This is a genomic window from Streptomyces sp. NPDC040622 (assembly GCF_055593965.1).
In genome coordinates this window covers 76,180-88,101 of record NZ_JBVIXD010000002.1, presented here as the reverse complement: position 1 = coordinate 88,101, position 11,922 = coordinate 76,180, and the positions used below count along the sequence as shown (strand labels likewise).

At 72.9% G+C, this 11,922-nt stretch carries 12 protein-coding genes; 4 read left to right on the top strand and 8 right to left on the bottom strand.

What is annotated here, in order from left to right; all coding sequences use genetic code 11:
• Positions 1-281: 281 nt before the first annotated feature.
• Positions 282-485, top strand: a complete 204-nt coding sequence (locus ACZ592_RS04770) for a cold-shock protein (protein WP_006138897.1) — start codon at positions 282-284, stop codon at positions 483-485.
• A 234-nt stretch (positions 486-719) separates the two neighbouring features.
• Here the strand turns inward: ACZ592_RS04770 and ACZ592_RS04765 are convergent, their stop codons facing one another.
• The 6 genes from ACZ592_RS04765 to ACZ592_RS04740 are packed head-to-tail and all read right to left on the bottom strand — an operon-like array spanning position 720 to position 7,127.
• Positions 720-1,535, bottom strand: coding sequence for an ABC transporter ATP-binding protein (locus ACZ592_RS04765; RefSeq protein ID WP_471580087.1), 816 nt, complete (start codon positions 1,533-1,535; stop codon positions 720-722).
• Positions 1,532-2,488, bottom strand: coding sequence for an ABC transporter ATP-binding protein (locus ACZ592_RS04760; RefSeq protein ID WP_471580086.1), 957 nt, complete (start codon positions 2,486-2,488; stop codon positions 1,532-1,534). The genes ACZ592_RS04765 and ACZ592_RS04760 overlap by 4 nt, the downstream gene beginning before the upstream one ends.
• A 3-nt stretch (positions 2,489-2,491) precedes the next feature.
• Positions 2,492-3,337 carry an ABC transporter permease gene (locus ACZ592_RS04755; protein ID WP_471580085.1) on the bottom strand — a complete coding sequence of 282 codons (846 nt, stop codon included), beginning with the start codon at positions 3,335-3,337 and terminating at the stop codon, positions 2,492-2,494.
• Positions 3,334-4,290: an ABC transporter permease gene (locus ACZ592_RS04750; protein WP_471580084.1), complete on the bottom strand. Its 957-nt coding sequence runs from the start codon at positions 4,288-4,290 to the stop codon at positions 3,334-3,336. Before ACZ592_RS04750 ends, ACZ592_RS04755 begins: the two co-directional genes overlap by 4 nt.
• Positions 4,291-4,299: 9 nt before the next feature.
• Positions 4,300-5,949, bottom strand: a complete 1,650-nt coding sequence (locus ACZ592_RS04745) for an ABC transporter substrate-binding protein (protein ID WP_471580083.1) — start codon at positions 5,947-5,949, stop codon at positions 4,300-4,302.
• Positions 5,946-7,127: a C45 family autoproteolytic acyltransferase/hydolase gene (locus tag ACZ592_RS04740; RefSeq protein WP_471580082.1), complete on the bottom strand. Its 1,182-nt coding sequence runs from the start codon at positions 7,125-7,127 to the stop codon at positions 5,946-5,948. The genes ACZ592_RS04745 and ACZ592_RS04740 overlap by 4 nt, the downstream gene beginning before the upstream one ends.
• A 122-nt stretch (positions 7,128-7,249) precedes the next feature.
• Here ACZ592_RS04740 and ACZ592_RS04735 point away from each other — a divergent pair, with 122 nt between their 5' ends.
• Entirely contained in the window at positions 7,250-8,134 is an 885-nt protein-coding gene (locus tag ACZ592_RS04735; protein WP_471580081.1) for a MurR/RpiR family transcriptional regulator, read from the top strand.
• Between the two features lie 205 nt (positions 8,135-8,339).
• Here the strand turns inward: ACZ592_RS04735 and ACZ592_RS04730 are convergent, their stop codons facing one another.
• Positions 8,340-8,900: a helix-turn-helix domain-containing protein gene (locus tag ACZ592_RS04730; RefSeq protein ID WP_471580080.1), complete on the bottom strand. Its 561-nt coding sequence runs from the start codon at positions 8,898-8,900 to the stop codon at positions 8,340-8,342.
• Between the two features lie 95 nt (positions 8,901-8,995).
• Here ACZ592_RS04730 and ACZ592_RS04725 point away from each other — a divergent pair, with 95 nt between their 5' ends.
• Positions 8,996-9,790, top strand: coding sequence for an AzlC family ABC transporter permease (locus ACZ592_RS04725; RefSeq protein WP_471580079.1), 795 nt, complete (start codon positions 8,996-8,998; stop codon positions 9,788-9,790).
• On the top strand, positions 9,787-10,101 hold the full coding sequence (locus tag ACZ592_RS04720; protein WP_471580078.1) for an AzlD domain-containing protein: 315 nt from the start codon (positions 9,787-9,789) through the stop codon (positions 10,099-10,101). Before ACZ592_RS04725 ends, ACZ592_RS04720 begins: the two co-directional genes overlap by 4 nt.
• On the opposite strand, the gene ACZ592_RS04715 is transcribed toward ACZ592_RS04720, so the two are convergent.
• Positions 10,067-11,872: an AMP-dependent synthetase/ligase gene (locus ACZ592_RS04715; RefSeq protein ID WP_471580077.1), complete on the bottom strand. Its 1,806-nt coding sequence runs from the start codon at positions 11,870-11,872 to the stop codon at positions 10,067-10,069. The genes ACZ592_RS04720 and ACZ592_RS04715 overlap by 35 nt on opposite strands.
• Between the last annotated feature and the right edge of the window lie 50 nt (positions 11,873-11,922).

Below are 11,922 nucleotides of genomic sequence, written 5' to 3'. Positions count from 1 at the left end.
AGGCTAGCCCCCTCGCGGGACGGCGCGGGCGCCGGGGGCCCGACGCGCCCCGTCAACCCCACTGGGGGCCCCGTCAAACCTCCGGGTGACGTGATCTTGCCCCCTATTGCATTCCGGTCCCTGCGTGCTAAGCTCGCCGCAAGTTGCAGTTTGGTTTCCCTTGCAGTACAGAGCCTGCGGAGCATGTGACCCCGCGGGCTCTCGTCGTTTTCAGACTTATGCAGTTGTTTAAACAATCGCTGGTTCTGGAGCAGGGCAACCCTTTGGCCCAAGGAGGGCTTATGGCTACCGGAACCGTGAAGTGGTTCAACGCTGAAAAGGGCTTTGGCTTCATTGCCCAGGAAGGCGGCGGCCCGGACGTCTTCGTCCACTACTCCGCGATCAACGCGAACGGCTTCCGCTCCCTTGAGGAGAACCAGGCCGTTTCCTTCGACGTGACGCAGGGCCCGAAGGGTCCGCAGGCGGAGAACGTCACCCCGATGTAATCGGGCGCTCCACGTGAGTGGGGCGTGTGATTGCTCCGGTGACCCAGATCCGGAGATGGATAGCAGTACCCAAGGAGCCCTGCTCCTCCGTTTGCGCGGAGGAAGCGGGGCTCCTGCCTTTTTCTGTCCCCTGGGCCCCGGCTCCGGGGCTCGGCACGAGGCCCGTGAGCCCCGAGCCCCGAGCCGGGTCTGTCCCGTCAGTGCCGGGACGCGGGTGTGCGGCCCTGGGGCGCCTCAGCCCGTGAGGGCCGTGCGGGCGTGGACCGCGGCGGACGGGTTCCAGCCCTTGCCCGGCACGGAGGCCAGCAGCAGCTTCGTGTACGGGTCCTGCGGGGCGCTCAGGACGGCGTCCGTGGGCCCCTGCTCGACGACCTTCCCGCGCCGCATCACCAGGACCTCGTCCGTGACGTGCTGCACCACCGCCAGGTCGTGGCTGACGAAGACCAGGGCCACTCCGGTGTCCCCGCGGATCTCGCCGAGCAGCTTCAGGATCTGCGCCTGGATCGACACGTCCAGCGCGGCGACCGCCTCGTCCAGGACGAGGACCCGGGGGTCCACGGCGAGCGACCTCGCGATGGCCAGACGCTGACGCTGGCCGCCGCTGAGCTCCCGGGGGCGGGCGCCTGCCTCCCGGGTGCCGAGGCCCACCCGGTCCAGGAGCGCGGGGGCCGTCGACTCGTCCCTGCCGTGCAGGCGCAGCGCCGTCCGCACGCACTGGGCCGCCGTGAGACGCGGGTCCAGGGAGATGTAGGGGTCCTGGAAGACCATCTGGATCTCCCTGGCGCGGGCCAGCCTCGCCGTCCTGCCCCGGGGAGTACGGGCTTCGCGGGGGCGGCCGGCGACACGGATCCCGCCCTTGTCGGGGCGGACCAGACCCACCAGCATTCTTGCCACGGTCGTCTTGCCGGAGCCGGATTCACCCACGATGCCCAGGGCGCCGCCCGGGGCGACGGTGAAGGACACGGCCTGCGCAGCCGTGTGGTGCGCCCCTCCGGGGAGGGGGTAGTTCTTGGTGAGGCCGTCTGCCGACAGCAGGGGGTCCGTGGTCATCCGAGGCTCATCTCCTGCGTCTCGCCGGTCGCGCCCGGGGCTCGTCTGCACGATGTCGTGCCCGTGGTGTCCAGTACGTGGGGTTCGGGGCGCCACGTCTCGCACGCCTCCTCCGCCTCGGTGCAGCGCGAGACGAACGGGCAGCCCGTGAAGGTGTCCGACAGGGACGGGGGCCGGCCGGGGACGGGGGTCAGGGGGGTCGGGTCGCCCAGGGTCGGGGAGCAGGACAGCAGGCCCCTCGTGTAGGGGTGGGCCGGGGTCGTGAACAGGGCGTCGGCCGTGCGTTCCTCGACCACCGCGCCCGCGTACATCACGTACACGCGGTCGCAGTACGCCGCCGCCAGGTGCAGGTCGTGGGTGATGAGCAGCAGGCCCAGGTCGCGGGTGGCGCGCAGGGTGCGCAGGAGGGCGAGGATCTCCGCCTGGGTCGTCACGTCCAGGGCGCTGGTCGCCTCGTCGGCGAGGAGCAGGCGCGGTTCGGCCGCCAGCGCGCCCGCGATGACGACGCGCTGGAGCATGCCGCCGGAGAGTTCGTGGGGGCGCTGGCGCAGGCGGCGGCCGGGTTCCGACAGGCCCACTGCGTCGAGGAGTTCGGCCGCGCGGGCGCGGGTCGCGCCGCGTTCCGTGAGGAAGTCGCCGATGCGGCGTACCGGGTTGAGGGCGGCGCGCGGGTCCTGGTGGACCATGGCGACGGATCCGGCCCGGTGGGCGCGGAGTTCTTCGCCGGTGAGGGCGAGGACGTCCGTGCCGGCGAAGCGGACCGTGCCGCGGGCCGCGGCGCCGGGCGGGAAGAGTCCGACGGCCGCCTTGGCCGTCGTCGACTTGCCCGAGCCCGACTCGCCGACCAGGCCGACCACTTCGCCGGGTTCGACGTGCAGGCGGACCGAGTCGAGGACGGGGCGCGCGGCGCCGGGCAGGTGGACCGTCAGGTCCTTGATGTCGAGGAGCGTCATGGCTCACTTGCTCCCTAGCCGGTCGGCGGCCCAGACCCCGACCACGTTGAAGGACACGACGACGAGCGCGATGGCGGTGCCCGGCACCATGGCGGGCAGGAGCGCGCCCTGGACGACGGCTGCCTGCCCCTCCTGCACCATCAATCCCCAGTCGGACGAGGGTGGTTGGGCGCCGAATCCCAAGTAGGAGAGGGTCGCGAGGGACATCAGCGCCTCGCCGAAGAGGACGACGAGGTAGCCGAGGACGGCGCGGGCGAGGTTCGGGACGACGTGGGCGGCGCAGATGCGGGCGCCGCCCATGCCGAGGACCCGGTAGGCGTCGACATAGGGCTTGCGGGCCTCCGAAAGGGCCAGGGAACGCGTGTACTTGGCGATGGTCGGGGTGAAGGCGAGGCCGAGCGCGAGGACCGACGTCGTCATCCCCGCGCCGAAGACGGCGATGATCAGGACGGTGAACAGCAGGCCGGGGAAGGCGTACATGACGTCCGTCAGGCGGGAGACCAGGGCGTCCACCCAGCCGCCGCGCCAGGCGGCGAGGACCCCGAGGGTGACGCCGAGTGCGGCCGCGACGGCGAGGAGCAGGACCGGGGCGAGCAGGCTGGTGCGGGCTCCGTACAGGGCGCGCGAGAGCAGGTCCTGGCCGGAGGAGTCCGTGCCGAGCAGGTGCTCCCTGCCGGTGCCGACCAGCGAGGAGGACAGGTCGATGGCGTCGGGGGCGTAGGGGGCGAGCAGCGGGGCGAAGAGGGCGGCGAGGACGACCAGAAGAAGGAAGGCCGCGGCGGCGCTCACGCCGAGGGGACGCCGGTGGCGGACGGCGGGCGGCGGCGGGGCGACGGCGGAGGCGGTCATGACGTGGCTCCCTTCACGCGCGGGTCCAGCAGGGGGTGGGCGAGGTCCACCAGAGTGGTCACCACGATGTAGCCGGTGACCATGAGGAGGAGGACCGCCTGGGCGACGGGGAAGTCGTGGGTGTTGATGGCGCCGACGAGCAGCGAGCCGATGCCGCTGATGCCGAACGCCGTCTCGACGACGACGGTCCCGGCGAGCATGCCGGCCATGACGAGGCCGCACATGGTGACGATGGGCCCGAGCGCGTTGCGCAGGATGTGGCGGCGCACGATGTCCCGTTCGGGGACGCCGGACGCGCGGGCCGCCTCGACGTGGTCGGAGGCGGCCGCGTCCGCCATGGCCTGGCGCGTCACCCGGCTGATGATCGCGAGCGCGCCGAGCGCCAACGACAGGGCCGGCAGGGTGAGATGACGCAGGGTGCCGGTGAATCCCTCGCCGCCGCCCGTCACGGGGAACCAGCCGAGCCGGACGCCGAAGAGCGAGACGAGGGCGATGGCGGCGACGAAGGACGGCACGGAGGCGGCGAGCGTGGTGCCGCCCACGACCAGCGAGTCGACCCAGGTGGCGCGCTTCACGGCGGCGAGGACGCCCGCGCCGACGCCGAGGACGACGAAGAGGACGGTGGCGTAGACGACGAGTTGGAGGGTGGTCGGGAAGCGGGCCGCGACGAGGTCGGACACCTGGTCGCTGTACTTGAAGGACCGGCCGAGGTCGAGGTGGACGCAGTCCCAGAGCCAGCGGCCGTACTGGACGACGAGCGGCTCGTCCAGGTGGTACTGGGCGCGGACGGTGGCGAGGCGTTCCGGGGTCAGCTTGTCGCGGCCGCCGGCGAGGAACACCGCGGGGTCGCCCGGCGCCGCGTACACGGCGGCGAAGATGACGAAGGACGCGGCGAAGAGGGTCGCCGCGAGTCCCGCGAGGCGGCGGGCGATCCGGGTCAGGAGGGGCAGCACGGCACTCGCCTAGCCCTTCTTCGGGCCGAGTTCGGCGGCCCACGGGTAGTAGAGGTAGGACTGCGAGGCGGGCGGGCCCGTCATGCGGTCGTCGAGGACGAGCGCGGTCGGCACCTGGCCGAGCGGGATCCAGACGGCGGCGTCCACGAACCGGCGCTGCACGTCGACGGCGAGCTTCGCGCGCCGGGTGTCGTCGAGGGTGCCGAGCGCCCGGCGCACGAGCTTGTCGTACGTGGGGTCGTCGAAGCCGACCCAGTTGTTGGGGGAGTCGGAGAGGCCGTTGTCGTAGAAGCCCATGGGGTCGGCCTTGGAGATGTACCAGTCCCCCACCAGGACGTCGATGTCGGCGCGGGCCTGCGGGTCGCTGTAGAACTCCTCGAACTGGGCGGTGGGGACGGTCTTGATCTGTCCCTTCAGGCCGATCCGCTGGAGGGCCGCGCGCACGGCGTTGGCGACGACGGTGCGGCCCTGGCTGCTGTCGGTGCCGATGACGATGGGGTCGGTGGGGGTGCCCGCGGACTTCACCAGGCGCTTGGCCTCGGCGAGGTCGTCGGCGGAGGGGGAGGCGGGCGCGGCGGCGGCGAGCTTCTTCTGCGCGGCGGCGAACCGGGGCTTCTCGTAGCCCCACGCCCCGGAGCCGACGGGGGTGGCCCAGGGCTGCACGAGGCCGCCGTAGCCGGACCGGGCGATGCCGGTGCGGTCGATGGAGAGGGACAGCGCGCGGCGGATCTGCGGGTCCTGCAGGCCGCCGCGGGCCGTCGGGATGAGGACGAGCGAGGCGGTGGAGGGACCGTAGTGCTGGTCAAGGCCCTTGGCGCCGCGCAGGGCGGAGGCGGTGTTCGGGGATTCGGCGTAGGCGCCATCGGCCGCGCCCGTCTTCAGGGCGTTCACCAGGGCGCTGTCGGAGGCCCAGCGGAAGGTGACGCGGCGGGTGTGCGGCCGCTTGCCCCAGTACCCGTCGTACGCCTCGATGGTGAGGGAGTCGCCGGACTTCCAGCCGGTCAGTTCGTACGGTCCCGAGCAGGCGTCGTCCTGGCCGGGGGTTCCGAACTCCTTTCCTGACGCGGTGACTTGCCGCTTGTTCCACACGATGCCCGCGTCACCGGCGAGTGCCTTGGTGAAGAGGGCGTCGGGGGCCTTGAAGCGGAGGGTGATCTCGCGGTCGCCGGTCTTCTTCATGGAGCGGACGTTGCCGAACTCGTCGGCCTGTTCCATGTCGGGGTCGGCGTGCCGCCGCAGGCTCCACAGCACGTCGTCGGCGGTGAGCTTCGAGCCGTCGTGGAAGGTGACGCCGTCACGGACGGTCAGGACCAGGGTCCGGTCGTCGGGGGTACGGGCCTTGGCGGCGAGGTGCGGCGCGACGCTCATGTCGGGCCGCAGTTGGTAGAGCCGTTCGCAGACGTTGGTGAGGACGACGCGGCCCGCGCTGGAGCCCTGGGTGTCGAGGTCGAGCGAGTCGGGCTCGTCCTCCAGGAGCCAGTTCGCCCTGTCCTGCCGCCCCTGGGCGGCGGGGGTCGTGGCGGACAGCTTCAGCCTGGCGGCGTCGGCGGGGGTGCCGCCGGTGGTGGCCAGGTCGGCGCCGCTGCAGGAGGCGGTGGCGAGCAGGGCGGTGGCGGCGAGGCCCGCCGTGGCCGCGCGCACCGCTCTCGGCGTGCTCATGAGTGGTCTCCGTACGGTCCGTCGTAGAGGTTCCAGGGCATGTGCTGGTAGTCGCGGTCGCACGGGGTGCCCGCTGTCACGTGGTAGTCGCCGCTGGTGAGGTCCACGCAGGAGGAGACGAGGGTGGCCCAGTGCTTGACGGCGGCCCGGCGCGGGTCGGGGTGGGTGCACAGCGACTCCGGCAGGCCGAGGTGGTCGGACATCGCCTCCTTGACGATCGAGCGGGACTCCTCGGGTCCGGTGGAGGCGCGCAGTGCCCGCAGGCCCTGCTCGGCGCGCGGCACGCGGACCAGGGAGTCGGACGACAGGGGGCGGTAGTCGGCGGCGAGGGCGGCGGGGATGCCCGCCTGGTAGTGGTTGCCATGTACCAGGAGGCCGTCCGTCGGGTACATCCAGCCGTGGCCCGCGGGGGTCGTCTCCAGGTCGACGGCGAAGCCTTCGCGGCAGGTCAGCAGGGCGTTGCTGGCGATGTGGGCGCGGGTGCGGCACAGCACGTCGAGGGCGTCGGTGATGGTGCTCTGGTCCAGGACGCTGCGGCGCACGACGGTCTGCGGGAGGCCGATCGTGTCGTCGAAGCGGCCGCCGAGACCGTTGGCGTTGAGCGCGATGCCCGCGGAGCTCGCGCCCTGGCGGCCTATCTGGCCCGCCTCGACCTGCATGATCAGGGTGGGCTTCGGGGGCTGCACGATCCGCAGCATGACGACGGTGTCGGCGACGCCCGCGCGCCAGTCCCAGTTCTGTCCGGCGTAGACGTGGCCGTCGCCGCTGGCCTCCGCGTAGGCGGCGAAGGAGGTGCAGCCCTCGGCGGGCTCCTCCTCGGCGGGCTTCTCCTCGGCGGGGAGGCCGTCCGCCGGTTCTGCCATGTCGGCGAACGAGCGGTCGTAGATGACCTCGCCCCGGGCGTTGAGCGCGAGCACGTCGAGCAGGCCGACGCCGGCGCCGTCGGCGATGCCCCGCATCTCGTCCACGAGGTGGGGCGCGTAGGCGCGGACGGGCTCCAGCCAACGGGCGGCGCGGGCCGTGACACGGTCCCAGGTGAGCCCGGCGGAGTGGCCGAACGCCTCCTCGTAGTAGCCGATGGCGGCGTGGATCCGGGGGCGGACCGCCTCGCCGTACTGGCGGCCGCGGTCGGTGGGCGAACCGGAGATCTCGATCACGGGGAGGGTGCGGGGTGCCATTGTTCTCCTAGCGACGGAGAGCCTTCGCCACGACGTGTTGTAACGTCGATTACAAGATGCTCTCCTCTTGGAATGCGTTGCCCAGGAGAGTAACCGCCGTCACACGAGAGTCAATAGCCGTAATGGAAATTTCAGAGGGCCTTGAACGGCTGCGTTCCGCCGTGCGCGACCAGTGGGAGTCCCTGTCGGCCTCCGAACGTGCCGTCGCCCGGTACCTGACGAGCGCGCCGCCCGAGTCCCTGCTGTTCGCCAGCGCGCAGGAGCTCGGCACCGCGAGCGGCACCAGCAACGCCACCGTGGTGCGCGCCCTGCAGCGCCTCGGGTACGCCGGACTGCCCGCGCTCAAGCGGGAGTTGGCGTCCGGTTTCACCTCGACGGTGGCGCCGGAGGTCCGTCTGCGACAGCGCATCGCGCACGTCGGCAGGGACCTCGGCGACATCTGGGACGAGGTCTTCGACGAGGCCCAGGAACGCATCGAGCACGCCCGCAGGCTCACCCCCGACGACGCGCTGCGCACGGCGGTCGAGGCGCTCGCGGAGGCCGCCGAGATCCACTGCTACGGCGTGGCCGCATCCGAACTGGCGGCCCGGCACCTGGCGCTGGCGCTCGGCCGCATCGGGCGCCGCTCCCGCTACGCCGGCGCGACCGGCTTCGCGCTCGCCGACGCGCTGCTCGGCATCCGCCAGGGCGACGCGGTGGTCATCTTCCAGCCCGGCCGGGCGCTGACCGAACTGTCGGTCCTGATCGAGCGGGCGCGGGCGGTCGGCGCGCGGGTCGTCCTGGTCACGGACGAACTGGCGGAACTGTACGGGTCGCGGGTCGACGCCGTCCTGACCGCGCCGCACACGCCCACGGGCATCACCACGGAGGCGCTGACCGCGCTGGTGGTCGCGGACGCGCTGCTGCTGGCGCTGACCACGCTGGACGAGGCGCGGGCCGTGGACACGTCGCATCAGCTGACGGCGCTGCGCGAGCGGTTGCTGGCCGTTCGGCCTCGGAAGGGGTGAGGGGGTGGGGGGCGGGGGGCGTTTGTGTCCGCGGGCCGGAGAGGGCTGGTCGCGCCGTTCCTCGCGCCCCTGAAAGGACTGCGCCGTTCCCCGCGCCCCTCAAAGATTGCGCAGTTCCCCGCGCCCCCGGAAAGACTGCGCCGTTCCCCGCGCCCCTGGGGAGACCGCGGCGCCCCCCTCACCCCTGAGCTTCCCGCCCCCGGCCCTACACGTGCTGCATGATCATCACGAAGGTCGTGTCCGGGGTCAGGGCCTCGTAGGAGTGCGGGACGTCGCCTCGGTACGACATGTAGTCGCCAGGGGCCAGTTCCACCGCCTCGCCGCGTGGGCCCGCCAGCAGTCGGCCCGTGCTGATGACGAGGTGTTCCACCGAGCCCGGGATGTGCGGGTCGGACTCGCGGGGGGCACCGGGCTCCAGCGCCCCGTGGTAGATGTCGCGCCGCACGCCGGTGGGCCCCGCCGAGAGCAGCGTGCCCGCGTACGACGAGTTCTCGGCGTGCATCGTCGGACCCTCGCCCGCGCGGATCACCGTCACCGCCGGGGCGGGCGACTCCACGAGCACGCTGAAGGGGACGCCGAGCGCGACCGCGAGCGACCAGAGCGTCTCGATGCCGGGGTTGCCGGTCGCCGCCTCCAGCTGGGAGAGCGTGGACTTCGCGATGCCCGCACGTTTGGCCAGCTCGGAGAGGGAGAGCCCGGCCCTGGTGCGCTCGCGGCGCAGGGCCGCCGCGACCCACTCGCGCGGCATGCGGGACCCGTCGGTCATGGCTGGTTCTCCTCGGCTCTCTCCCCGTGCGTTCGGTACAGGGGACCGATCGTTCGCCTTGACGAACACGGCCCGCTCCGCCCATCCTACGACGTATGCGTTCGCCACACCGAACAGACGACCCGCCCGACCGAACGAACGACCTGTCCACCGGCCCCGTCCGCGTCCGCGACCTGCCACCCGGCGTCCTGCGCGACATCGCGCTCGTCTGGCTCGCCGACGCCGTCGTCGGCATCTCCTTCGGCGCCATCGCCGTCGGCGGCGGACTCCCGGTGTGGGTGCCGGTCCTCATGTCGCTGCTCGTGTACGCGGGCTCCGCCCAGTTCAGCGCGGTCGGCATCCTCACCGCGGGCGGCGGGCCGGTGGCCGCGGCGGCGACCGGTCTGCTGCTCAACTCCCGTACCGCCGCCTTCAGTCTGGCCCTCGCCGACGACCTCGGCCGCTCCTGGACGGCACGGCTGATCGGCGCGCACCTCGTGACGGACGAGACCGCCGCGTTCGTCCTCGCCCAGCGGGGCCGCAGGCAGCGCAGGGCCGCCTTCTGGATCGCCGGCACCGGCCTGTTCGTCGCGTGGAACCTCAGCGTGCTCGTGGGCGCCCTCGCAGGCTCCGCGCTCGGCGACACCGACCGGTTCGGGCTCGACGCCGCCTTCCCCGCGGTCCTGCTCGCCCTGGTACTGCCCGCGCTGCGCTCCGACAGCGCGGCACGGCGGGCCTCGGCGGCCGGTGCCGTCATCGCCGTGGCCGCCGCACCGCTGCTGCCCGCCGGGGTGCCGGTGCTGCTCGCCCTGCTCGGCCTGCTCGCCGCGCGGCGCGGGCCCCGCCGCCCCCACCCCGGCTCTTCGATCCCCGGCTCTTCGCGCCCCGACTCCTCGAGGAGTGCCGCATGAACGCCACGCTCGCCTGCGTCCTCGCCCTGGCCGCGGGGACCTACGTCTTCCGCCTGGCCGGGCCCGTCCTGCACGGACGCGTCGAACTCCCGTCCCGTATGCAGGAGTTGCTGACCGTCGGCGCCACCGTGCTGCTGGTCGCGCTGCTCGCCACCGGCGCGCTCACCGAGGGCCAGGACTTCGCGGGGTGGGCCAGGCCCGCCGGAGTGCTGGCCGGCGGGGCGCTGGCCTGGCGCAGGGCGCCGTTCGCCGTGGTCGTGGTGGGCGCCGCGGCGACTACGGCGCTGCTGCGCCTCGCGGGGGTCCAGTAGTCTCCGCCCCCGCACCCGGGCCCCGCTCGTACAGCCCCTCCACCACCCCCGCGTACCGCTCCGTGACGGCCTTCCTGCGCACCTTCAGGCTCGGCGTGAGCAGCCCCTCCTCGACCGTGAAGTCCTCGTCGAGCAGCGCGAACCCGCGGATGCGGGCGGGCCGGGAGACCGTGGCGTTGGCGGCGTCCACCGCTTCCTGGACCAGGGCGCGGACGCGCGGGTCGCGGGAGGCGGGCCCGGTCAGCGTCACCCCTTCCCGCGCCACCCAGCCGGTGACCTCCTCGGCGTCCAGCGTGATGAGCGCGACCGGGTAGGGGCGGCGGTCGCCGACCATCACGGCCCGGGAAACGAACCGCGAGTTCTGGATGGCCAGTTCGCTCAGCGAGGGCGTGAGGTTCTTGCCGCCGGACGTGATGATGAGGTCCTTCTTGCGGCCGGTGATCGTGAGGTAGCCGTCCTCGTCGAGCGCGCCGAGGTCCCCGGTGTGCAGCCAGCCGTCGGGGTCGAGGGCGTCCCGGGTGGCCGCCGGGTTGTTGTGGTAGCCGGGGAAGACCATGGCCCCGCGGGCCAGGACCTCGCCGTCGTCCGCGATGCGCAGCTGAACGCCGTCCACGGCGCGGCCGACGGTCCCGTACCTGACGGCCCCCGGATGGTTGAGGGTGAGGACGCCCGCGGACTCCGTCATCCCGTACCCCTCGTAGACCGCGATGCCGCACGCCCGCAGGAAGTCGATGGTGTCCGGCGCGATCGGCGCGCCGCCGGTCACCGCCCACCGGACGCGTCCGCCGAGCGCCTGCCGCACCAGGCCGTACAGCGCCTTGTCGGCGGCCTGGTGGGCGTCTTCCAGCTCGGGCGGGAGGACGCCGTCGGCGGCGAGGACCCCGATGCGCACGGCCTCCTCGAACCGGTCGCGCCCGCCCTCCTGCGCCTCGGCGAGCGAGAGCACCACCGACCGCACCTTCTCGAAGAGGCGCGGCACGGACGGCAGGTGGGTGGGCCGGGCCTCGGCCAGTTCGGCGACGACGTCCTCGATGCGCCCGCCGAAGAAGGTGAGCGCGCCGCCCTCGATGAGCGTGGTGAACTCGATGAGCTGGGCCAGCAGATGGGCGAGCGGCAGATAGAGGTACGTCGAGTCGCCGGGTCCGCCCTCGATCAGCGGCACGGTGGCGGCCTGCACGGCCAGCAGGTTGCCGTGCGTCAGCAGACAGCCCTTGGGCGGCCCTGTGGTGCCCGAGGTGTAGATGATGGTGGCAAGGTCGCCGCCCGTGCGGGCCTCCGCGCGCGCCAACAGATCACCGAGGGGCGCGAGTTCGGACGGCTCCCGGGTCATGAGGGCCACGTGGCGCACGCCGGGGAAGCGGTCCCGCAGCCCCTCGACCTTGGCCGCCTGGGCCTCGTCCTCGCAGATCACCACCGTCGCACCGGAGTCCGCCACCACCCAGGCGACCTCCTCGTCGCCCGCCGTCGGATACACCGGCACCACGACCGCGCCCGCCGCGAGGACGCCGAAGTGGGTGCACGTCCACTCGGGCCGCGTCTCGGCGAGGACCGCCACCCGGTCGTCCGGCCGGACACCCAGCGCGAGCAGATACCGGCCCACCCGGCGTGCGGCGTCCCGGAGTTCGACGTACGAGAGCTCCGTCCACGTCCCCTCACTCCGGAAGCGCAGGGCGGGCAGCGTGCCGTGGCGTTCCGCCGCCCACTCCCCCAGCACGGCCAGCGAGTCGGGGAGTTCGGACGGCGTCAGAGGGTCCTTCCGCGTCTGCTGCATGCCTACGACGCTAAGGAGCGCGCCCGGCGCCCGGGATGACGCGAAACGTC

What these genes read in the sequence shown, in the direction of transcription:
- ACZ592_RS04755 (WP_471580085.1), bottom strand. Translation starts at nt 3,337, where the DNA reads ATGACCGCCTCCGCCGTCGCCCCGCCGCCGCCCGCCGTCCGCCACCGG.
- ACZ592_RS04730 (WP_471580080.1), bottom strand. Translation starts at nt 8,900, where the DNA reads ATGACCGACGGGTCCCGCATGCCGCGCGAGTGGGTCGCGGCGGCCCTG.
- ACZ592_RS04745 (WP_471580083.1), bottom strand. Translation starts at nt 5,949, where the DNA reads ATGAGCACGCCGAGAGCGGTGCGCGCGGCCACGGCGGGCCTCGCCGCC.
- ACZ592_RS04760 (WP_471580086.1), bottom strand. Translation starts at nt 2,488, where the DNA reads ATGACGCTCCTCGACATCAAGGACCTGACGGTCCACCTGCCCGGCGCC.
- ACZ592_RS04765 (WP_471580087.1), bottom strand. Translation starts at nt 1,535, where the DNA reads ATGACCACGGACCCCCTGCTGTCGGCAGACGGCCTCACCAAGAACTAC.
- ACZ592_RS04735 (WP_471580081.1), top strand. Translation starts at nt 7,250, where the DNA reads ATGGAAATTTCAGAGGGCCTTGAACGGCTGCGTTCCGCCGTGCGCGAC.
- ACZ592_RS04720 (WP_471580078.1), top strand. Translation starts at nt 9,787, where the DNA reads ATGAACGCCACGCTCGCCTGCGTCCTCGCCCTGGCCGCGGGGACCTAC.
- ACZ592_RS04725 (WP_471580079.1), top strand. Translation starts at nt 8,996, where the DNA reads ATGCGTTCGCCACACCGAACAGACGACCCGCCCGACCGAACGAACGAC.
- ACZ592_RS04740 (WP_471580082.1), bottom strand. Translation starts at nt 7,127, where the DNA reads ATGGCACCCCGCACCCTCCCCGTGATCGAGATCTCCGGTTCGCCCACC.
- ACZ592_RS04770 (WP_006138897.1), top strand. Translation starts at nt 282, where the DNA reads ATGGCTACCGGAACCGTGAAGTGGTTCAACGCTGAAAAGGGCTTTGGC.
- ACZ592_RS04715 (WP_471580077.1), bottom strand. Translation starts at nt 11,872, where the DNA reads ATGCAGCAGACGCGGAAGGACCCTCTGACGCCGTCCGAACTCCCCGAC.